The organism is Bombella saccharophila, from assembly GCF_026385475.1.
Taxonomy (GTDB): Bacteria; Pseudomonadota; Alphaproteobacteria; order Acetobacterales; family Acetobacteraceae; genus Bombella; species Bombella saccharophila.
On record NZ_JANIDW010000003.1, the window covers coordinates 223,515 to 245,922 of the forward strand.

A 22,408-nucleotide genomic window follows, 5' to 3' on the forward strand; every position below is an offset into this window, starting at 1 on the left:
TTGCTCCCCCCCTATTGTTAATGGGTTACAGAGCCTCCCCCTCAGGAGAAAGCGAATAAGGGCCACCAGCCTGCACCTCAATTGTTAAGATTTGCTGGGTCGCGCTGACAGGGGGGCTATCATGTAGGGGTAAATCCGCTTCGCCTTTAGTCCAACGATGCGGCCCTGCTTCAATGATATCCCATCCCTCTAGCCCTCTATCGGTCAGGTGGCGTGTAATGATCGTCTCGCGCCCGCCATTCCAAAGTGATACTTGCCCGATGAGGATGCCGAGCTGCCGTCGGTCATCCAAATGTGGCCCTACAGCTTCGGAGGGACGGAAAGTGCGCGAGCCAATCGTAACCTGCTGCGTATAAGCAGGGAGAGTAAAGAGGTAACGTCCTGCTTCATGCCGATGTGGGTAGAGTGTGGCACCATTTTTCAAACGGATATAGGGTGTAGGGTCTAATGTGGTTGCGTCGGCTTTATGCGTATGCGCAGGGCTTGTGAGGCCTAGCTTTGCCGCGCGAGCAGCAAACTTGTCATGCAAGGGCTTGACGAACTCTTGAGTAACACCCAGCGGAGCCGCGGCATTCTCATTCCAATTGAGTTGCTCTTGTTCGACCAAATGTAGGATGTTCGTATCATTTGCCTCATAGTGGTCTTGCAGGTCAGTATCAAGCCAGCTTTCTGTCAGCACATTATTTGCCCAAATAATGGAATGAGGGTCCGTTTTAATGTGATAATAATCATACTCTACTTGACTATGGTCATAGCGGATGGAGGTCCCATTGATGAGCATGCGAGCTGGGACGAAGTGACCTTCAAAATAGAAGCAATGCTCCGGTGTTACAGAGAGGTCTTGCTCAGGAAGGCCAGGGCCGAAGGCGTCTTTTGCTACAATAACAGACCAACCGGCTAAATCTTCCGGTTGTGATGTGTTAACACGCGCACGACGCTGAATAACAGCTGTGATTGTGCGGGTTTCTTCATGCCCATTTTGATAGATGCAAATCAGTTCGCCTTTACGTAGCCGTTCTACAGCTTTGTTGCCCGTAGGGGTACGGATCATACTCCCGGCGAGGAAACATTTTTCATAAATAAGAACGGTATTGCCTTGCCCATCGTCATTAAGGACAAATCCGCCAGCATTGTAATTGCCTTTGAGGCTGAGTTGCCATGTTGTGGCACCAGACCCATTGGTTCCCCCCTCTGTAACAAAGACAGTGTTGCCTACAACGCTGGTGTGCCAGTTATCAGAGTATTTTAACCCCGCGATGCGAATACGGGCATTATACCCCATAGAGGTGTTAATGAGCGTTGCACCGGATTCTATAGTGAGCAAGCCACCGAGTTGATTAGGGTCGGCAGACCCATCGGCACCAAGAATGGTGGCCCCGGAGACATAACCACCAGAGCTGACCATCGTATAGGGGTTTTGTGCATAAGGCCCATTGCCGGAATCGAAAGTGACAACTGTATCTAATGCTGTCCCGTTGGAGCCGACGGCAAGTTCGTTATTGTTAGAGATACGGGCGCCACTTACCCAACCGCCGCTATTGACATCAATATGTTGAACCGAGGCCCCGGGCATCAGCACGCCAGAGGCGCCGCTCATGATGGTAAGACGGCTGATAAATGCACCAGATTGAACAGTTGCGTTACCGGCAGATAAAAACACGCTATTAATGTTAGCACCAGAATCAATGATGCTGGTCGCCCCACTGACAGCAGAAAGAGTTTGTACCCCCGCCCCGCCGACAGGGATCTCCACCGTAGCTCCGTTGAGCATAATATTGGGGACAGTAGCCCCGCTGGAGAGAAGTACAGACCCCCCACGATTAACACCTAGTGCACTGACAACAGCCCCAGAGAGGATGTTCCCTGTTCCGCGGGAGCCAAGGGTGATGGCATCAACTGTCCCACCAGTGTTAACAGAGACTACAGCACTATTAAGGCCAAGGGCGCTGGCTGTAATATTTGTTACATGGACGCCTGAATCAAGCGAGATGAGGCCGCCCGTTAGTTGGGCTGTGGCGCCATCTGCAACATAAGCCCCTGTTTGGAGGGTAACCGTGCCGTTACTGATGGGGGAAAAATTGCTGGCTGTCCCGCCAGAGCCTAAAATGAGCTGACCATTTCGTTGCGCCCCGGCTATAGAGGTTACTGCCCCTCCATTGACCATGACAGTCCCACCAAAGGCGGTGCTATTATTGGGGTCGTATCCGGCGATAGCCGCCCCAAGGGAGACGCCACTTTGTGTAAGTAAGCCTGTTCCGTTGGAGCCTGCGGCGTAAATAGCGGATATAGTCGCCCCGGGGTTAGCGATAACCGTCCCCGCACTGGCAACAAGATAATCTGCCGTTACGCCAGAGACAGGTGCAAGGGTTTGGTTGCCATCATTGAGGGTCGCCCCACTATAGATGATAGCGCCAGGATCGATTGTCCCAGTACCGCCACTATTGATGACGAGGTTACCTGCGGTCCCCCCGCTATTGAGCAAAACGGTACCTTGATTATTAATCCTAACGGCAGAGCCTGTTCCTCCAGTGGCGATTTGGATGGTACCATTACTGGCTGCCCCAATTGTTGTGGCCATCCCGCCAGAAGAAATGACGATATTACCACTTGTAAAGGCAGAAAGATTGGAGCCAAGCGCCCCAGAAGAGAGGGTGATATTGCCTTGTTGGAGGACAGACCCACCGCTTATAAAACCAGCATTACTGACTAATTCTGTTCCGCCAGAGACAAGCGGGGCAAGAGCAGAGCCACCACTTAAGACGGTGCTGATGCCGCCTGAGAGAATTGTAGAGCGATTGGCTGAGCCATCCATACCGACAATCTCTGTCCCGCCGGAAGAGACGATGTCATCAAATGATGTCCCATTGCCATAATTAAAGGTTGAAGTAACGTACCCGGAATTAAGCCATGTCAGGTAGGTGCCGCCATTTACCATGAGGGTACCACCATTAACAGCAACCATCTTGCTGGTTGTACCGCCTGAGTTTAAGCCTGTTGCCCCACTTAGTACGGTGGACTGAGATGCTAGGCCATTACTAAGGATAGATTGTACCGCGCTTGACCCAACAAAGAGTTGATTAATGGATGTCCCGTTGGAGAAAATGGATTGATGGCCACCAACAGTGCCCCCACTTGCAACCCCGCCATTTCCAACCGCGTAGAGACTGCCGGGATTGAATGTTCCCCCCAGCATGACGCCGCCACTTCCGTTGGCGGAAAACCCCTTTACAATGAAGTTTGTACCCCCGCCCCCAACGAGCGCATACCCTCCTGATCCAACAATAGGATTAATGACGGTCCCAAAGCCTTTAACACTACCGACGTCATATTGATTATTCACTGAGGATGTTACGGCACCGGCAAAGATGGCCCCAGAAGAGCCCACAACCCCACCGCTAATGACACCACCGCCAATAGCTTCGATAGAGGCGTTGGAGAGAGCCGTTGCCCCGTACATAACGCCTCTGAGGCCCGCAATAGCGAGGGAGCCGCCATCTACGGCAATACCGTTAGTCAATGTGTTGTTAATAGCGGCAACAAGAGAGTTGGTTACCGCCCCATTAGCCCCGCTAGAGCTGCCGCTAACATAATAGTTTGAGACATTGGAATTCACCCCACGCGTATCGCTACCGCCGCTGAGAACCTGCGTCCATCCAGCGGGTGCTTGGTTAACGCCAATAGGGGGTAGGTCATCATATCGAGAGTCGAAACTGTAAGCCATGCAGGGGAGTGTCCTTCCAGCGAATACGGCAGAGTGGAATCACGCCCGTGCATGGTAAATCACCAATTAACAAAACTCTACAAAAATGTATCTACTTGGCTAAAAAATAGTAGTGATGTTAGTTGTGCATCTATAAAAATGCTGCGGTTTATTTATGCTAAAGAATAGAAGAAGCCCATCTTTGTTAGGGGCGTGGAATTCTATTTTCGTCCCTCCTTGTATGGTCATAGTGGAGAGCATGTTGTCTTGTAGCATAAGAGGGTGTGGAGTCTCTAAATCGTCACCCGGTGGTCCATCAGGATACATGCCCTTTAAGTAATCATCAGGGGATGGAATGGCGTGGTCATTAGAGTTAGGGGAGGTGACAACGTCAAAGGTTAATGACCCACCTAAAAACATGACGATCATGTCATCGGTCTCTGGGAGGGTTAGTAGGAAATGCCGTCCCGTGGGGATAAGGCAAAGCTCTGCCTGGTAACCATTGCGCCGGTATAAGGTGATGGTTGTGATCCCATCTTTATGGCATGTGGGTTGATGCAATGGGATGCGACGTAATCCGGGGCCGGCGGGGGAGAGGAACCATTGACGGAAAGCGTCTAGGCTTTCGATGATAGGCTGGGTCATCCCGTTATGTCCTAGAGAAAGATGTTGCTTTTGCCTCTATGGCGTTTTGCGCGCGAGAGAGTTGGTGTCCGCGGGGGGATTCGAACCCTCGACCCCAGGATTCATACCACTTCGATTTTCATCGCCAGGCCCTTTCCGCAACATAGGAGGGGCTGTTCGTGGTCTGGACTGTCTCTTCACCACAGGGAGGCCCTGCCGCGGTGTCGCCCGTACAGTCTCTACACCTTCCTGCGTCATCCAGAAGAATGAGGCAGGCTTGGCTCGGGATTGGCATAGCCCCTTAAATTTTTAAAGAGGCTTTAGCGTTCCCCGAATTTGAGCGAATTCACCGGATGGTTTGCCAGCCCGGTGCCCAATTAACTTAGGAATCCTGTGCTCTATCCTGCTGAGCTACGCGGACACGCAGGCTCTGCCTAGCGGCTTTTTTACGCTTTCGCAAGCCTGTCTATGCAGCATAGCCCTTGGCCTGTGAGGGTGAGCGCGATATGAAGGGGGACGTTTGGATCATTTATGATCGCTAGGCTTCCATCTCTGCCATGTTGGAAGCTTTGTTTGAGACCGGCCCTGGCACGGCCTTTGCAGGTTTGCTCATGTTAATGTCATCATCGCGTTCAGCCTTTCGCTCTTTTGTCTCTATGTGCAATATGCCGCGTTATGCGGTGTTACCTCTTGTGGCATTATTGGCTGTTGGTGGTCTGGCAGGGTGTGGTGGTGATAAACGCAATCCATCTTCTTTAGCCGTACCACGCAATCACCTGTTAGGGGTGGATCGTGGTGCACAAGGGGGTGATGACCAGCTTCGCGGTGGGGTAAATGCTTATCTCTGGCGTGGGGCGATTGATACGCTCTCCTTCATGCCGATGGCCTCTGCTGATGCGCAGGGGGGTGTTATCCTTACAGATTGGTATCAGCCAGCGGGTGCGCAGGATGAGCGTTTTAAAATCGCAGCTTATATTCTGGACCGCCGGTTACGCTCTGATGCGCTCCGTCTGAGTGTCTTCCGTCAGACGCGCCTTAATGGGGGGGAATGGCAGGATGCCCCCGCTGCACCGAACACAGCGTCGGATATTACAGCGCGTATTTTGGAGCGTGCGCGTCAGTTACGCGCTGAAAATGGCGGCGGGAAGTAAGAGACATTTATGAGCGATAAAACAGCCAGCAATATCGCCGAGGCCGGCTTTGACTTCCATGCGCGGGAGCCACATTGGCAAGCCCGTTGGGCTGAGGCGGAGACCTTCCATGTGCCGGATGTACCGCCAGCCGAGAAGCCCAAATATTACGTGCTGGAGATGTTCCCGTATCCTTCCGGGCAGCTCCATGTAGGGCATGTGCGTAATTATACGCTGGGTGATGTCGTAGCACGTTATAAGCGCGCACGGGGTTATGCCGTGTTGCACCCTATGGGGTGGGATGCGTTTGGCCTCCCAGCGGAGAATGCCGCGCGGGAACGTGGGGTGCATCCGGGTACATGGACATTGCAAAATATCGCCACCATGCGCGGCACGTTGCAACGGCTAGGCTTCTCGCTGGATTGGAAGCGAGAGATCGCTACATGCTTGCCGGATTATTACGGCCAGCAGCAAAAGCTCTTTCTCGATATGTTGGCAGCGGGTTTGGTAGAACGGCGCGATTCGTCAGTGAATTGGGACCCGGTGGACCAGACCGTTTTGGCCAATGAGCAAGTCGTGGATGGGCGCGGTTGGCGGTCTGGCGCGTTGGTGGAGAAAAAGACGCTCTCCCAATGGTTCCTCAAAATTACCGATTTTGCTGAACCCCTTTTGGAGGGGCTGAAAACACTTGATAAATGGCCAGAGCGTGTCCGCACCATGCAGGAGCGTTGGATTGGCCGTTCTGAAGGGGCGCGGATTCGCTTCAGCCTGCATAATCCTCCGCAAGGCTATGATGTGGATGGCGATTCCATTGAGGTTTTCACCACCCGTCCTGATACGCTCTTTGGGCTAAGCTTTATCGGTATTGCAGCGGATCATCCCTTGGCGCGTAAGATTGCGGCGGGCAATGCTGAGGCGCAGAGCTTTATTGAGGAGTGCCAGAGAGTTGGCACGTCCGAAGAAGCGTTAAGCACGATGGAAAAACGCGGCTTTGATACGGGCCTGCGTGTGGTGAACCCATTGAACCCAGAGCAAACCGCCCCGGTCTGGATCGCTAACTTCGTGCTGACAGAATATGGCACGGGTGCTGTGTTCGGGTGCCCCTGTGGGGACCAAAGAGACCTCGATTTTGCGCGTAAATATGGGTTGGATGTCCCTTCCGTTCTGCTGCCTGCAGGTGAGGAAGAAGCGACGTTTAAGGTCGGGAAGAAGGCCGTCACAGGTGAGGCCACGCTTTATAATTCCGGCTTTTTGAGCGGTAAGACGACCAAAGAGGCGATTCGTGCAGCTATTGCGCGGGTGGAGGAGCTTGGCGTTGGGCAGGGTGTAACTAATTGGCGTTTGCGCGATTGGGGTATTTCTCGCCAGCGTTATTGGGGCTGCCCCATCCCTATCATCTACTGTCCATCTTGTGGTGCGGTCCCCGTGCCAGAGGCAGAATTGCCGGTGACCTTACCAGAGGATGTCAGTTTTGACGTACCGGGCAATCCGCTAGATCATCATCCAACATGGAAGCATGTTGCTTGCCCTAAATGTGGGGCAGAGGCGCAGCGGGAAACTGATACATGCGATACGTTTGTTGATAGCTCATGGTATTTCGCCCGCTTTACCGCCCCACAGGCCAAAACACCGACAGAGCGTAAGGCTGTTGATGGCTGGCTTGCGGTGGACCAATATATTGGCGGCATTGAGCATGCGATTTTGCATCTTCTTTATGCACGCTTCTTCACGCGCGCGATGAAGAAGACTGGCCATCTAGATGTGAGCGAGCCTTTTGCTGGCTTGTTTACGCAAGGGATGGTCACTCATGAGAGCTATCGTGATGGAAACCAATGGCTATATCCTGATGAGGTCGAGCAGCGCGGCGCTGAAGTTGTGCGGAAGGATAACGGCAAAGCCGTGACGGTTGGACGCTCGGAGAAGATGTCCAAATCCAAGCGTAATACGGTCTCGCCTGTGGAGATTATCGAGCGTTACGGGGCTGATACAGCGCGGTGGTTTGTGCTTTCCGATAGTCCGCCAGAGCGTGATATGGAGTGGACAGCAGCCGGTGTGACGGCGGCCGGACGTTTTATGCAACGTCTGTATCGGTTGGTTCAGACGGTTGCTGCGCAGGATGATCCTCATGCCGCGCATGATACGGCAGGGGATGAGTTGCGCCATGTGACTCATCGCACCATTGTCGCAGTGACGGAGGCATTGGAAGGCTTTACGCCGAATGTGGCTGTTGCGCGTCTGCATGAGCTGGCCTCGGCACTGGGTGAGGCCACTGGCCATGAGGAGGGCCTTCCCGCAGCGCGGCGTGAGGCTGCTTATGTGCTGGTGATGTTGATCTCTCCTATGATGCCGCATCTGGCAGAGGAATTAATGTCCCTCTTAGAGCCAGAAGGCCCCATGGTTGTGGAGCGGCCTTGGCCGGAGGCAGATGAGAGCTTACTGGCGGTAAAAAAAGTCACGATTGCTGTACAAGTGCTTGGTAAGCTGCGTGGGACGATTACATGCGCCCCTGATGAAGCCAAAGAGGTTGTTATCGCGCAAGCCAAGGATGAGCCAAATGTGGCAAAGGCTTTGGCAGGCAAGCGGATTGTTAAGGAAATCCACGTGCCAAACCGCATTGTTAATTTCGTGGTAGCAGGGTGAGTAAGAGGGGCTGGATGAGCAATATGTGCCAAATGCAGCGTATTATACGCGGAGGGCTTGTTATTCTTGCCGCAGGCTTAGGGATTACGAGCCTTGGGGCATGTGGCTTCCAGCCTCTTTATGGCAAGCAATCAGCTCAGAAAGAAGCTGCGGTTAATGACCAGCTGAAGAATGTCTTCGTTGCGAACATTCCCAGCCGTTTTGGGCAGGAGATACGCCTTGCTCTGCAAAAAGAAATGGCCGGGGATGGGCCAGAGCGGCCAGAAGGCTATGTGCTGCGTGTGAGTGCGACAGCCTCGTTAGAATCAGTTGATGTGCATGAAGATAACACATCTGGTCGGACGCGCGGTGTTGGTTGGGCGGATTGGCGTTTATATCGTGTCGGAGACATGGATAACGTTTTAGCACGTGGTTATGCTCGGACGATGGATGGCTATAATATGTATATTGAGCAATATTTTGCTCAAACCTTAAATAACGAGACGCTCTATAAACGGATTGGCGAAAATCTCGCTCATGAGATCACCATGCAAGTAGCGGTGTGGTTTAAGGCGCATCAATCCCTTGGGCAGGAGAAATCCATTCGTCCCGGGCGTGACCCTTATTTGGACCGTCTGCCAGGGATTCAACGGACAGATATGCAGAATCTGGGGGTGGATGGCTTCCCTGCGAGTATGACGGGGCGTAGTAGCAATAGCGTTACAACCTCGACAGGTGAGGATAGCCGCCACCTACAGGAGGAAGAGGATAACGGCCTGTGAAGATAGGCACGCAGGCTGCCGAGCGGACTATTACCGAGGCAGCTCGTTGGCGTGTTGTTCTTCTTCATGGGGAGGATCATGGTCTTATTCGTGAGCGCGCTAAGCGTGCGGTGCAAACGGTTCTTGAGGATTTGGATGACCCTTTCCGCCTTGCTCGGTTAGAAAGCGAGGAACAAGGCCGTTTTGAGGAAGAAGCCTCGGCCCTTTCTTTAACAGGAGGGCGGCGGGTTGTTTGGGTGCGTGGGGTGCAGGATGGGCTTTTGCCTCCGCTTAAAGAAGCCCTAGCTCAAGAGAGTGATACGCTGATCGTGCTGGAGGGACCGGAGCTGACAGCACGCTCTAAGCTGCGACAATTTGCGGAAAAACATGAACAGGTTGCCGCCATAGGCTGTTATCCTGAAGAGGGGCGGGCCTTATCGCGCACGGTTACGGATATGTTGGCTGAAGAGCGTATAACGCTCGATAAAGAGGCGATGGTTTGGTTCCTCGAGCATGTGGGTAATGACCGCAGCCTTGTGCGCAGTGAGGTAGAGAAGCTCCGCCTCTATGGTGAGCCGGGAACGAGATTGGATATAGAGGCGGTACAGGCTTGTGTAGGGGATTCCGGCCAAGCTTCGCTAGATGATGCTGTATATGCAGCCTTAGCGGGTAACCGGCTGAAGGCGGACCGGGCTTTTGAGCGCGCTATGGCTGATGGCACAAGTGCTGTAGCCTTTGCGCGTGTAGCATTGTCTGTATTGGAGCGGATGCAACAAGCGCGTTTACGCGTTCAGCAAGGGGCCTCGCGGCAAGAGGCGATGGCGGCTTTAAAACCGCCTGTTTTCTTCCGTCGTAAAGATGAGTTTCTCGCTGGGCTACAACGCTGGTCCTTCCCAGTTTTGCAACAGGCTGCACGCGCTACGCAAGCTTTGGAGCTTGCATGTAAACAAAGCGGCGCACCTGATGAGCTATTATGCCGCCGTCACGTAGTCAGGCTATGTTACCCTCGACTTTTCGAGCAGGATTCTTTTTAAAAGTCTGGGTTTGTAATTGATAAATTCTATCAATAAAGGTGATTTTTCAGACCGTAACTTATCCTAACTGTAATGTTATATTATGCCTTATCTTACTGAAAAAACAGGGAATTATATGTGATTTTGGGTAAGATGAGGTTTGCAGGAAGGTAATTAAATTAAGTTTTATTATTAAATGAAAATGATTATCATTTAGAAAGGAGAGAATGATGCTCCTTGTATGGTGATGTAAATGAGTCGATTTATCCGCAGCGGTCTTAAGCCTTTTTCGGCAGCTCTAACGGCAGGAGGCGTTGCGGGAGGAGCATATGCCAGTACGGCTGCCCCTCCTAATGTAGTTCACTCCGATGTACAGGCGACAGAGGCAGAGCCGGATGGTGACCAAACAGCGGCGGATGTTGGTGTTCAAGCTAAGGGTGTGGAGCGCATTCATGTAGTGGGGCACCCATTTAATACATTGCATGCAAGCAATGATATGGGGCGTATGCCGCAAGATGTGATGCATACCGCTCAGACAATTGATGTTGTCCCGCGGGAGTTGATTAAGCAGCAGAATGTCAAATCTCTTGATGAGGCCCTGAAGAATGTGCCCGGTATTACAGCCTCTGTCGGGGAGGGGGCTGGTGGGATGAGTGGGGATCAATTTCTCATCCGTGGGTTCCCTGCGCAAAATGATATTTATGAGGATGGCTTGCGGGATTTTGGTGTTTATACCCGCGATAGCTTCTTCCAAGATTCGGTGAATGTCATTAAAGGCCCATCATCTGAAGTATTCGGTAATGGGACAACGGGCGGGGCGATTAATATTGTTACAAAGACCCCGACATTACATGACCATTACGGTGCTGACTTTAGCGGTGGGTCGGCTAATTTTTATCGTGGTGTTGTGGATGTTAATAAACGCATCAATGATACATCAGCCTTCCGTGTGGAAGGTATGGCTAACTCCAACGATGTTGTAGGGCGCGATTATGTATATTCCCATCGTTGGGGTGTTGCGCCATCTATAGCTTTTGGTTTGGGGACTAAGACAACTGTTGTGTTGCAGGTGATGCACCAAACATCGCGTAATGTTCCCGATTATGGTGTACCCGTTGTGAATGGCCATCCCATAACGGAGAGCTCGTCCTTTGGGGTACGGCGTAGTAATATTTATGGTAAATCGCAAGACCATGATAATAGTGACGATACAATGGAGACGCTGCGTTTAAAGCACGTCTTTAATAAGCATCTTACCTTCCATAATGATTTACGCTTTGGTGAATATAGCCGTGACTTTGCGGCATCTTCACCACAATGTGCTAATGCGTCATGCTCGGAATTGCAGATTTATAATCCGGGTTATAAGAAGGTGGAGCCTGCGGCGGGGATTGGCCTTAATGGCGGGCCAATGCCGTATAAGCAAAAGAGCTGGTCTTTCCAAGATGTGGCCTCCCTACAGGCTGATTTTAAGACAGGCTTCTTGCGCCATCAGCTCGTAACGGGGGCGGATTTTGAATATGTGCAGGATTCCCGGCGGCAATATGCGTATGATGCTGTAGGGGCTAATCGGGCAATTCCGTGGCAGAATACATATCATCCTCAGCGTGATAATTATGGCTATGGGACGTGCCGCGCTGATTCTGGGAATTGTTGGAAGAATACGAATTATAGCCTAGGGCGGCCTGATTCCCATGGTTATGGGTTTGATACGGGTTTATTCTTGTACGATCAAATCTGGTTTGCAAAATGGGTGTCCATCAAAGGGGGATTCCGGTGGGACCGTTGGCAAACAGCGTATAAAACATGGGGGGCTGATGGGCAGGAAAGTGCTGCTGCACGGGGCCCGCAAGGGAAGGCTCCCTCTGCTGCGCTAAATTATCACGATACAAAAGGCGTCTTTAACCCGACAGCCAGTTTGCTCATTACTCCCAATAGCTGGCAGACCTTTTACTTCACTTATGCGAGCTCTACCACGCCGATGGGCATGTATGTGACCAATGGCGCAATCCCTATTCGCCCCCTTAATGGGCAGGTTGCTACTCAGCCAGAGCGGGCAAAGCTCTATGAGGTCGGCTCGAAGATGAGCTTCTTGCATGACCGTTTAGGGGCGACAATTTCGCTTTTCCGGCTGGATAAGAGCAACGCTCTGACAACCGACCCGATTGCGGGGCAGGTTTTGGCCACAGGGGTGAAGGAGCGTAACCAAGGCTTGGAGCTCTCCCTTGGGGGGATGATTCTGCCGGGTTGGAACATTACCGGGACGTATGCTCTATATGACCCTCGCGTGATGTCCGGCGCGAATCACGGGCGGAATATCCAATATGTGCCGCATAATCAGGCGACCTTATGGACCGCGTATGAAGCCTTCCCCGGTAAGTTGTGGAACTTTACGATTGGCGGAGGCGTTACATGGCGAGAAGGCGTGTATCTGGACCTCGCAAATACGGCGAAAGTCCCGGCTAATGTGGAGTTCGATTCTTACATATCCCATCGTATCAATCGGCATTGGGTCGTATCGCTTAATGCGTATAACCTCTCCAACCGTTTGAATTATAATTCCCTCTTTACAAACCGCGTTACCCCAGCGCCGGGCCGTGCCTTCTTGGGGCGGTTGAGCATGGATTATTAAATCACCACTCAAAATATCAGGGTGTGAACCGCGCTTGCTTGCCTTTCAGAGAAGGGCAAGGGGCGCGGTTTTTTGTGAATGCGCGTTTGTTATCTCACTGTTCTGTAACATTTATGAGGGGAGAGGCACGCACTTAAAGCGGTTTTTATGATGGGGCCCTTGGCTGAATGATAGGAGAATACTGCGCTTTTTGTGTTGTGGCAATTAAGACACAATCGCAACTTTAAATAGTTTGTCATCTTTTTTAATGTTTGAAATTGAGAATAATTATCATGTAGGAGAAAAATCATCCTCTTTCGAGGGGCTGTATCATTCTTGCTGTGGAGCATCTTTTATGAGCCGTTTTATTCACCGGTGCCTTAGGCCAGCATCTGCCGCTCTGACATTAGGGAGTGTTGCAGGGGGAGCTTATGCTGCTGATGTGGCTGCAAGCCAGCATCAGGATAGTGCGAAACCAGGTGATAAACATCATGTCGCTGCAAAGGCTGAGCATAAGGCTGTCACTCAACAACATGCGCCGTCATCTGCGACGCAGGGGAGCGCAACGCAGCTGGCTTCAGCGCAAACCACCCCGCAGCAAGAGGGAGTCCAAGCGAAGGGTGTAGAGCACATCCATGTGATTGGGCATCCTTTTAATACCATGCATGCAAGCAATGATATGGGACGCTTGCCGCAGGATGTGATGCATACGGCGCAGACGATTGATGTTGTTCCGCGGGAGCTGATTAAGCAGCAAAATGCGAAATCATTGGATGAAGCCTTGCGCAATGTCCCCGGCATTACGGCTTCCGTTGGGGAAGGGGCTGGTGGGTTGAATGGCGACCAATTCCTCATCCGTGGCTTCCCTGCGCAGAATGATATTTATGAAGATGGCTTGCGGGATTTTGGTGTCTATTCACGCGATAGCTTTAATTATGATTCCGTGAATGTCATTAAGGGGCCATCCTCTCAGGTCTTTGGGAATGGGACGACCGGCGGGGCCATCAATGTCGTTACAAAGACCCCGACGGTTAATAATCATTATAATGTCGATTTTAGCGGCGGGTCTGCCGATTATTTCCGCGGTACGGTGGATATTAACCAGCGTATTAATGATACAACGGCCTTCCGTATAGAAGGGCTGGGGGCCTCCAATAATGTTGTCGGGCGGGACCATGTGTGGGACCACCGCTGGGGGATTGCGCCTTCTATCGCGTTTGGGCTGGGGACAAAGACAACCGTTGTCCTGCAAGTCACACACGAGACGGATAATAGCGTACCTGATTATGGGATGCCCGTTGTCAAGGCGCGTGGCTCAGCCTATGGGCGGCCTATCTCAGAATATGGCGTCCCGCGGGAGAATTGGTACGGCAAACGCCAAGACCATAACCATACTGATGATACGATGGAGACATTGCGGCTGAAGCATATCTTCAACGACCATTTAACTTTCCATAATGATACGCGTTTTGGTGAATATAGCCGTAATTTTGAGGCGTCTAAGGTCTCTTGTGGGGCGCAATGTGTGAATGCGCTCAATAGTGGCAATTACGGGGCTGGGAGCATTATTCGTAATACAAATGGGAGTGTGCCGCTGCCCTATAAGCAGAATAGCTGGTCCTTCCAGGATGTAGCGTCTTTGCAGGCTGATTTTAAGACAGGCTTCTTACGGCATCAGGTCGTGACGGGTGTTGATATGGAATATGTCCATGATTCTCGTCATCAGGACACTTATGCGGGTGTGTCCACCACCACGCCTGTACCTACGGCGAATATGCTTAACCCTAACCCCGATAATGTGCCTGATGCGATGGTCTATCGTGTGCCCGCACGGGCGAACTCTATGCCGAATATTGCCGGGATTGGGAAGAAGCCGAGCAGCCGTGGCTATGGGTTTGATACGGGTATCTTTTTGTATGACCAGATTTGGTTTACCAAATGGGCGTCTATTAAAGGTGGCTTCCGTTGGGACCGTTGGCAGAGCAATTATAGGGTTTATGGTCTTGAGAACTTGCCTAACAATCCTGACCGTAGTTTCCCGCAGACGAAGAATACCTTTAACCCAACGGCTAGCCTGATTTTAACGCCTACAAAATGGCAGACGATTTACTTCACCTATGCGAGCTCGACAACCCCAACGGGGATGTATGTAACAAGCGGGGCTGTACCCGTACGGCCGGGGGCGCAAGGGGGTGTGGATACGCGGCCGCAAAAAGCACGTCTATATGAGGTAGGCAGTAAGTTCAGCCTATTGCATGACCGTTTAGGGGCTACCATCTCGCTCTTCCGGTTGGATAAGGATAATGCGCTGACGACCGACCCCGTCTCTAACTCCACCATTAATACAGGGGCCCAGCAGCGTAACCAGGGGATGGAACTCTCCGTTGGGGGGATGATCCTACCGGGATGGAACATCACAGCGACTTACGCATTATATGACCCCAAGACATCGCCTAACGGTGGGGGGAAGATGCATAATCAAATCCAATATGTACCTCATAATCAGGCGACCTTATGGTCTGCTTATGAGGCCTTCCCCGGTAAACCGTGGAACTTTACCATCGGTGGGGGGCTAACATGGCGTCAAGGCGTGTATTTGGATAATAATAATACGAGCAAGGTCCCTGCCAATTTGGACTTTGACTCCGTTATTTCTCATCGTTTTGGGCGGCATTGGGTTGTCTCTCTTAATGGCTATAACCTCGCCAATCGTCTGAATTATAATAGTCTCTTTACAGGCTATGCGACCCCAGCACCGGGGCGGACCTTCTTGGGCCGTTTGACGATGGATTATTAATTTTGGTCTATCCTTCTTGCATCGCAGGGAGGATGGGGTGAAAGTTTCACAAGGAGCAGGCAGGAGAGCCTGCTCTTTGTTTGATTTTAATGATGGCCTGCCAATAAGGCTTTATGGAAAGGCATGATCTTATGATGTTGCATATTCCTGCGGTTCTCTCCGCGGAGGAGCTGGCAGAGCTACGGTCTCGTCTTGCCGCGGGGGAATGGGTTGATGGCCGTGGGACGGCGGGGCCGCAATCGGGCAGTGTAAAAAACAATCTCCAAATCGCGCCAGATAGCCCTTTAGGGCGTGAGCTTTCTACCTTTGTGCTGCGCAAATTGGGGACGAACCCTCTTTATAATAGCGCAGTCCTCCCTTTACGCCTCGTTCCCCCTTTATTTAATCGCTATGATGTCGGGATGAATTTTGGGGCGCATGTGGATAATGCGTTGCGCCCTATCCCCGGTACCGGGCAACGTATTCGGACGGATGTATCGAGTACACTCTTTATTTCCGATTTGGATGAATATGAGGGTGGGGAGCTGGTTTTGCATGGCCCTTCGGAGGAGAAGCGCGTGCGGCTTCCTGCGGGGGATATGATTGTTTATCCCACAACAGCGTTGCATACTGTAACACCTGTTACGCGTGGTAGCCGTTGGGGGTCGTTCTTCTGGGCGCAATCAGTGATTCGCTCGCAGGAGCATCGGTCTATTCTGTTTGATTTGGACCAGAGCATCATGGCCCTGACACAAACACACGGGCCGAAGGACCAAGAAGTCCTAAGACTGACCAATGTGTATCATAATCTGCTACGTAGCTGGGCAGAATTATAAAAGACAGCGTTTAGGCTCTAAAAACCAGCGGCGGAGCAAAGGCTCCGCCTGCATGATAGCCATAGTTGAATAACGCGCTTAAAGCTCGTCATTAGGGGTGACGGTGGAGACCTGAGCGCGCAAACCACTTTGGGGGACTTGGATATCAATCTCCAATTTGGAGCATTTCTGCCCTCTATCGAGTTTTACGCGAACATTATCTTCATCCACGGAGACATGGCGTGCCAGTACTTCGAGGATTTCAGCATGGAGGGTACGCAAGAGCGTGGAATCCCCCCCAGCTTGTGCTTGGCGTTCATGCGCAAGAAGAATCTGCAAACGGTCCCGTGCGACATTACTGCTCGTAGCGGGGCGTTTTTTGTTAAAGAAGCTATCCAGAAAACTCATGAGCCCCTCTTTTTGAAGATACGGTCAAACAGGCCACGTTTTTCTGTGGGAATATTAACAGGGATGTCCTTGCCTTTAAGCCGTTCTACAGCCTCAAAATAAGCAGCGGCAGGGGCACTTTCTGGGGAAGCAAGGGTTACAGGGGCCCCTACGTTGGAGGCTTTAAGGACATCCTCACTCTCTGGCACAACGCCAAGAAGTGGCAAGGAGAGGATACCCACCACATCCTCTACACTGAGCATCTCTCCACGGGCCGCACGGCTGGGGTCGTAACGTGTTACGAGGAGGTGTTTTTCTACCGTTTCACCCTGTTTTGCACGGGCTGTTTGGCTATCTAACATCCCGATAATACGGTCGGAATCACGTACAGAGCTGACCTCTGGGTTTGTGACGATAACCGCATGGTCAGCATGGTGCATCGCTAATTGTGCCCCGCGCTCAATCCCTGCTGGACTGTCACAGAGGATCCAGTCAAAACGTTCTTGCAATTCCTGCATGACGCGGGCGACGCCATCGGCGGTGAGGGCGTCTTTATCGCGTGTTTGGGAGGCTGGGAGGATGGAGAGGGTCTCGCAGCGTTTATCGCGAATGAGGGCCTGGGTGAGGGTTGCTTCCCCCTGGATGACATTGATCAAATCGAAAACGACCCGGCGTTCCACCCCCATGATGAGGTCAAGATTACGCAACCCAACGTCAAAATCGACTACAGCCACATTCTGTCCGCTACGCGCCAAGGCGGCACCTAGGGCGGCTGTCGTTGTCGTTTTACCAACGCCCCCTTTACCGGATGTAACAACAACGATCTTTGCCATGAAGTCCCCAGCCTTCCAAATAGTGGCTTATTAGCCCAGTGTTATATGAAACATATACAGAACAATGGAGGGATTATAGCATAACCCTTCCCCTTATATCCATACTCTATAGTGGTCTTTAGAAATTGATAAGACGCTTTGTACAAAAATAAGTAAAATTCCTTTCATAAAGGTAAAAATACTAGCCTTTTATGGGTGGTGTTTGCAGGGGGACGATTTTTAAACGTTCTTCTTCCAGGTAAACTTGTGATGCTTGTCCAATAGGCTCGCTGGGCATTTCTTCTGCGACCATGTAGAAGCCATCAATAGCGAGCAGTTCGGCTTCCATTTTGGTGGTATAGATGCGCGCTTGTGGGCGACCATCTACCCCCGCAATGGCGCGCCCACGTAAGGGGCCATAAACATGGATGGACCCACCAGCGATAATTTCCGCCCCAGAGGAGACTGGCCCCAAAATAATGACATCACCATCAGGGTTTTGGATAGACTGCCCAGAGCGTACGGGGCGGTTGATGATGAGGGGTTCTTTTATCGGGTTAAGAGGTGGGGTTTCTTCTTCCGCTTCGGGGAGTTGGACGGGCCCGCTGGGGCGGCCGCCTTGGAGCTCGATAGGCCATTCCCATGTTTGTAGGGCTTGCCAGTGGCGGTCAGCCCCTTCTATGCCGATAAGGTGGATATGGCGTTGGCGGAGCTCTTGTTGAAACTCTGCAAGGCCTTCAGTGTGTTCGTCTAGTAAGCTGAGGTCCAGAATGATTGGCTGACGGTTAAAGAACCCAGCCGCCCGTTGCATATGATTATCTAGCCCAGCGAGCCAGTCTTTAAGAGGGGCTTCTGGTGAGAGAATAAGTGCGAGGAAGGAGCGACCACGAGCACGAATGGTCATGCGGGTTTGTGTTGAGGCTTGCACTGAAGGCGCATCTGATGGATGAAGTGGCTGAGATGCTGACGGGTTGGACATGAAGCTGGGGTCACCTGGCTGTTTGTCAGAATTATGGAGTGTCTTTTAATGGTCCATAGCATAAAAATGCATTAGGAAAGACATATGCGTATATTGCATCACTTACCCCTCTCTCCGCAATCGCGTTTTGTACGTCTTATGTTGACAGAGAAAGGCTTGCCCTTTGAGCTTGTCGTAGAAAAGACGTGGGAGCAAAATGAATCCTTCCATAAGTTAAATCCCGCAGGGGAAGTCCCTGTCTTGGTAGAAGATAACGGTATGGTCGTACCTGGTTCGCGGGTTATTGCTGAGTATTTGGAGGATGCTTATCCCGATACGCCGCTATTGGGGCGGACAATGGGGGAGCGCGTTGAGATACGCCGTTTAGTGGATTGGTTTGAGAGACTCTTCCAACAAGAAGTTACAGTAAATTTGGTGGGAGAGAAGGTAGAAAAACGCCTTTTTGGGCAGGGCCATCCAGATGGGAATATTCTACAAGCTGGCTATAAAAATCTTCGCTTCCATTTAGATTATGTCGGTTATCTTGCTGAGACACGCACTTGGTTGGGAGGGGCTACACTCTCTGCGGCGGATTTTATTGCTGCGTCACATTTATCTGCGTTGGATTTTCTAGGTGATATTGATTGGCGTGCAGCCCCTTGTGTGCGCGATTGGTATGCCCGTATTAAATCACGCCCTTGTTTTCGGGATTTGTTGAGCGATCGTGTGAGTGGCGTTACCCCGCCTGCACATTATGCGGATCTCGATTTTTGAATGTGGGATGTTATCGTCATAGGGGCTGGTGCAGCGGGGATGATGGCCGCTGCTCATGCAGGGCAGAAGGGTGCGCGCGTCCTTGTGCTGGATCATGCAGAGCAGCCGGGGCGGAAGATTCTGATTTCTGGCGGGGGGCGATGTAATTTTACGAACATTAAGGCAGATTGGAGGTATTATCGCTCCGAAAATCCGCATTTTTGCCGTTCAGCCCTAGCGCGTTATCGCCCTCAAGATTTTTTGGCTTTGGTGGAAGCTCACAAGATAAGCTGGCATGAGAAGGAAGATGGTCAGCTTTTTTGTGATGAATCTGCCCGGCAGATTGTCACAATGTTGGAGGCTGAATGTCGTGCCGCGCATGTGCGTTTTCAGCTTGGTTGTGTGGTGCGGGATGTCGCGCATGATGGCCATGTTTTTGCGGTGGAGACCGTGCAGGGTGTGCTGCAGGCGCGGGCGGTGATTTTGGCAACCGGAGGGTTGGCTTTGCCAAAATTAGGGGCAACGGACTTCTCTTTACGCATCGCGCAGCGTTTTGGGTTGCGTGTGGTTGCACCGGCTCCAGCCTTAGTGCCCTTTTGTTTGGCTGAGGCCCAGCCGGAACTTGCCGGTGTGTCTTTGCCTGTTACGGTGTCTCTTATGGGGCGGAAAAAACCCTGCTTTACGGGGGGTATGGTCTTTACGCATCGGGGTGTGTCTGGCCCTGCGATTTTACAGATTTCTTCATGGTGGGAGAGGGGCGAGGCTGTGCGTCTTAATCTTCTTCCCGGTCGAGATGTGTATGAGATGATGCGGACTATCAGCCAGAAACGGCCCAAGGCCCATGCTGCGGCTTTGGTGGAGGCCTTGCCTGCACGTCTAGCACGATATCTTATTCATGGGCGGATGGATGGACGTCCCTTGGCAGAACAGCCCGCAAAATCTGTGCGTGTTTTAGCAAACTATGTGGCAGATTGGACGATAAGGCCGAGCAGCACGGAAGGGTATGCTAAGGCGGAGGTCATGCGGGGAGGAGTGGATACGCGGGACTTGTCCTCCCAAACGATGGAGGCACGCTCTGTGCCGGGGCTTTATATTGTGGGGGAAGCGGTGGATGTGACGGGTTGGTTGGGGGGCTATAACTTCCAATGGGCATGGGCGAGTGGTGCGGCAGCAGGACAGGCTGCGGCAGAGCGAGCTAGTGTATGAGGGTGAGAATGATGGTACATTGCCTAATAGAGAGCATATAACCGATGGCAGAGACGACATTGAAAAAGAACGAACGGCAACCCTGGCCTAGCGAAACCCACCGTGAGGGGGAAAATCAAACGCCGATAAATCTTCTCTTGGTAGAAGATGATGATAGCCTCGCAGAAGAGATTGTAGAGGATTTACGCGGGCGTGGTTATGTCGTGAAACGCGCGTCTACAGGCCCAGAAGGCTTAGAGATGGCCCGAACAGGCGAGCATGACCTTTTGGTGATGGACCGTATGTTACCGGGGCTTGATGGGTTGAGTGTCTTAGAGACGCTGCGTGAGCAGGGGATGACAATGCCTGTCTTAGTCCTCTCGGCGTTATCGGCGGTAGATGATCGTATTAGCGGGCTTAAAGCGGGCGGTGATGATTATCTGACGAAGCCTTTTGTAATGGAGGAATTAGCCGCACGGCTAGAGGCCCTATTGAGGCGGCCTATTTATGGGCGGACGTCTATGTTGAAGTTAGGGCCGTTGGAGATGGACCTGTTAGAGCGGCGTGTCCGGCGCGAGGGCCGGGAGATTGACCTATTGCCGCGTGAGTTCCGCTTGCTGGAATATATGATGCGCCGGCCTAATACTGTCCTTACCCGGACAATGTTGCTTGAGGATGTGTGGAATTACCGCTTCGTCCCACGGACAAATTTGGTGGATGTGCATATCGGTAAATTGCGCCGTAAGGTGGATAAAGAGGGGGATGAGCCTTTAATCCAAAGCATTCGTGGGGCGGGGTTCTGTTTGCGTGTCCCGGAGTGACCTTTTCCGCACGGCGGCCTTTAGGCTGACTTTAGGGCTGGTTGGCATCATCGTGTTGGGGATGCTGTTGGAGTTGGTTTTGCTCTATGGGCAGATCAGCACCTATGAGAAGCTCCGCACTGATGATTTATTGCGGCGTTCGGCCTCGGTTTTAATGCAGGAAGCCCCGGGTGATCTTGAGGTCCGCTTGAAGGAGCGCAGCACGAGTGAGTTGCGTGTTTTCCTCAATGCCGCAGCGTTGTTTGATAAAAATCGTCACCCTATAGCGGGGGATATGAAGGCATGGCCCGCAGGGCTTAAATTTGGCCCGACCATGCAGAAGCTCTCCTTTGTGTTGCCAGACCATAGCGTTACAGTCATGCGTTTTTTGGTGGTGGAAGTCCCAGGGATGCAGCCGGGGCGGACGCGGCTTTTAGTGCTAGGTCGCTCCCGTCATATGATCAACGAGCTATGGCAGGTTGCGCAGCGTTCAGCTTTATTTGCGATGGTGCCGGTGGTGCTGTTCGCGTTGTTAGCGGGGATGGTCCTTAGCCGCAGGGCCTTGGGGCGCATTACCAAAATGCACTCCTCTATTGAGCAAATTATGAAAGGCCAAATGCGTGAGCGTTTACCTGTTGGGCGCGGGCATGATGAGCTAGACCGTCTCGCAGGCTCGGTAAACCGTATGCTGGATAGGCTAGAGCAGCTTATGGGGGAGATGCGCGATGTGGGTAATGATATCGCTCATGACCTCCGCACCCCTCTAGCGCGCGTGCAAGCGCGCTTAGATCGCGTCAATGCTGTGGCGCAGAGTTTGGATCCCTCCATAGAGGATAAAGAGCGTTTTGAGCGTGCGATGGGGTTATGCCAGCGCGATTTGGAGCAATGTTTCTCCATCATCACGGCGTTATTGCGGATTGGTGAGATTGAGACAGGCCAGCGGCGGGCGGGCTTCCAGCAAATGGATGTTGTGCCTTTGATTATGGATATGGCTGATTTGTACGAGCCAATAGCGGAGATGCAAGGTTTATCCCTCTTTGTTGTCCCGCATGAAGGGCCAGTCTCTTTATGGGGGGATGCAGATTTATTGAATGAAGTTTTGGCGAATTTGCTGGATAATGCTCTTAAATTTACCGAGGCAGGAGGGCGCATTACATTGCGAGCCGGCTGTAATGAGCTACAGGAGCCGTGGTTTGAGGTGCGTGATACAGGTGTCGGTATCGCTGTGGAGGAGCGCAGTGCGGTGATGGGCCGCTTTTACCGTGCGGATAAAAGCCGTCATATCCCTGGGAGTGGCCTTGGTCTCAGCTTAGTAGCAGCGATTGTCTGTTTGCATGAAGCCCGATTGGTGATTGAAGAAAATAATGAAGAAGATGTGGTAAGTGGGACTGTATTTCGTCTTATTTTTCCATCCGTGACGGAGGGGGATCGGCTTGCCTGAAATATGGCGATATATGAAGGAGG

Annotated in this window: 16 protein-coding genes; 11 read left to right on the plus strand and 5 right to left on the minus strand. The window is 52.0% G+C overall.

Annotation, left to right across the window (positions count from 1 at the left end; genetic code table 11):
* Window positions 1-25: 25 nt before the first annotated feature.
* Complete coding sequence (locus tag NQF64_RS07160; protein WP_266106933.1) at window positions 26-3,721, minus strand: Hint domain-containing protein; 3,696 nt, start codon at window positions 3,719-3,721, stop codon at window positions 26-28.
* 99 nt (window positions 3,722-3,820) lie between these two features.
* Window positions 3,821-4,345 carry a hypothetical protein gene (locus tag NQF64_RS07165; RefSeq protein ID WP_266106934.1) on the minus strand — a complete coding sequence of 175 codons (525 nt, stop codon included), beginning with the start codon at window positions 4,343-4,345 and terminating at the stop codon, window positions 3,821-3,823.
* A 635-nt stretch (window positions 4,346-4,980) separates the two neighbouring features.
* On the opposite strand from NQF64_RS07165, the gene NQF64_RS07170 reads away from it, so the two are divergent.
* From NQF64_RS07170 to NQF64_RS07200, 7 genes are all read left to right on the plus strand, one after another.
* A complete protein-coding gene (locus NQF64_RS07170; RefSeq protein ID WP_257875163.1) occupies window positions 4,981-5,475 on the plus strand; it encodes a DUF3576 domain-containing protein in 495 nt (164 codons plus the stop codon).
* 9 nt (window positions 5,476-5,484) lie between these two features.
* A complete protein-coding gene (gene leuS, locus NQF64_RS07175) occupies window positions 5,485-8,094 on the plus strand; it encodes a leucine--tRNA ligase (protein ID WP_266106935.1) in 2,610 nt (869 codons plus the stop codon).
* A gap of 14 nt (window positions 8,095-8,108) precedes the next feature.
* Window positions 8,109-8,855, plus strand: coding sequence for a hypothetical protein (locus NQF64_RS07180; RefSeq protein WP_266106936.1), 747 nt, complete (start codon window positions 8,109-8,111; stop codon window positions 8,853-8,855).
* Window positions 8,852-9,868: a DNA polymerase III subunit delta gene (gene holA / locus NQF64_RS07185; RefSeq protein ID WP_266106937.1), complete on the plus strand. Its 1,017-nt coding sequence runs from the start codon at window positions 8,852-8,854 to the stop codon at window positions 9,866-9,868. The genes NQF64_RS07180 and holA overlap by 4 nt, the downstream gene beginning before the upstream one ends.
* A gap of 232 nt (window positions 9,869-10,100) precedes the next feature.
* On the plus strand, window positions 10,101-12,479 hold the full coding sequence (locus tag NQF64_RS07190) for a TonB-dependent receptor (protein ID WP_266106938.1): 2,379 nt from the start codon (window positions 10,101-10,103) through the stop codon (window positions 12,477-12,479).
* A 334-nt stretch (window positions 12,480-12,813) separates the two neighbouring features.
* Window positions 12,814-15,255, plus strand: coding sequence for a TonB-dependent receptor (locus NQF64_RS07195; protein WP_099027043.1), 2,442 nt, complete (start codon window positions 12,814-12,816; stop codon window positions 15,253-15,255).
* A gap of 131 nt (window positions 15,256-15,386) precedes the next feature.
* On the plus strand, window positions 15,387-16,070 hold the full coding sequence (locus NQF64_RS07200) for a Fe2+-dependent dioxygenase (RefSeq protein WP_099027042.1): 684 nt from the start codon (window positions 15,387-15,389) through the stop codon (window positions 16,068-16,070).
* 78 nt (window positions 16,071-16,148) lie between these two features.
* Here the strand turns inward: NQF64_RS07200 and minE are convergent, their stop codons facing one another.
* The 3 genes from minE to minC form a co-directional block, all read right to left on the minus strand.
* A complete protein-coding gene (gene minE / locus NQF64_RS07205; RefSeq protein WP_099026849.1) occupies window positions 16,149-16,457 on the minus strand; it encodes a cell division topological specificity factor MinE in 309 nt (102 codons plus the stop codon).
* A complete protein-coding gene (minD, locus tag NQF64_RS07210) occupies window positions 16,454-17,269 on the minus strand; it encodes a septum site-determining protein MinD (protein WP_099026848.1) in 816 nt (271 codons plus the stop codon). The genes minE and minD overlap by 4 nt, the downstream gene beginning before the upstream one ends.
* Before the next feature lie 181 nt (window positions 17,270-17,450).
* A complete protein-coding gene (gene minC, locus NQF64_RS07215) occupies window positions 17,451-18,227 on the minus strand; it encodes a septum site-determining protein MinC (RefSeq protein ID WP_407651831.1) in 777 nt (258 codons plus the stop codon).
* Window positions 18,228-18,311: 84 nt separating this feature from the next.
* Here minC and NQF64_RS07220 point away from each other — a divergent pair, with 84 nt between their 5' ends.
* From NQF64_RS07220 to NQF64_RS07235, 4 genes are read left to right on the plus strand one after another with little or no spacing between them, the layout of a single operon-like run.
* Window positions 18,312-18,980 (plus strand): glutathione S-transferase family protein, encoded by a 669-nt coding sequence (locus NQF64_RS07220; RefSeq protein ID WP_266106939.1) that lies wholly within the window; start codon window positions 18,312-18,314, stop codon window positions 18,978-18,980.
* Entirely contained in the window at window positions 18,981-20,165 is a 1,185-nt protein-coding gene (locus tag NQF64_RS07225) for a BaiN/RdsA family NAD(P)/FAD-dependent oxidoreductase (RefSeq protein WP_266106940.1), read from the plus strand. It begins immediately after the preceding gene.
* A gap of 44 nt (window positions 20,166-20,209) precedes the next feature.
* Window positions 20,210-20,965, plus strand: coding sequence for a response regulator transcription factor (locus NQF64_RS07230; RefSeq protein WP_266106941.1), 756 nt, complete (start codon window positions 20,210-20,212; stop codon window positions 20,963-20,965).
* On the plus strand, window positions 20,952-22,385 hold the full coding sequence (locus tag NQF64_RS07235) for a sensor histidine kinase (RefSeq protein WP_099027040.1): 1,434 nt from the start codon (window positions 20,952-20,954) through the stop codon (window positions 22,383-22,385). Before NQF64_RS07230 ends, NQF64_RS07235 begins: the two co-directional genes overlap by 14 nt.
* The last annotated feature ends 23 nt before the right edge of the window (window positions 22,386-22,408 follow it).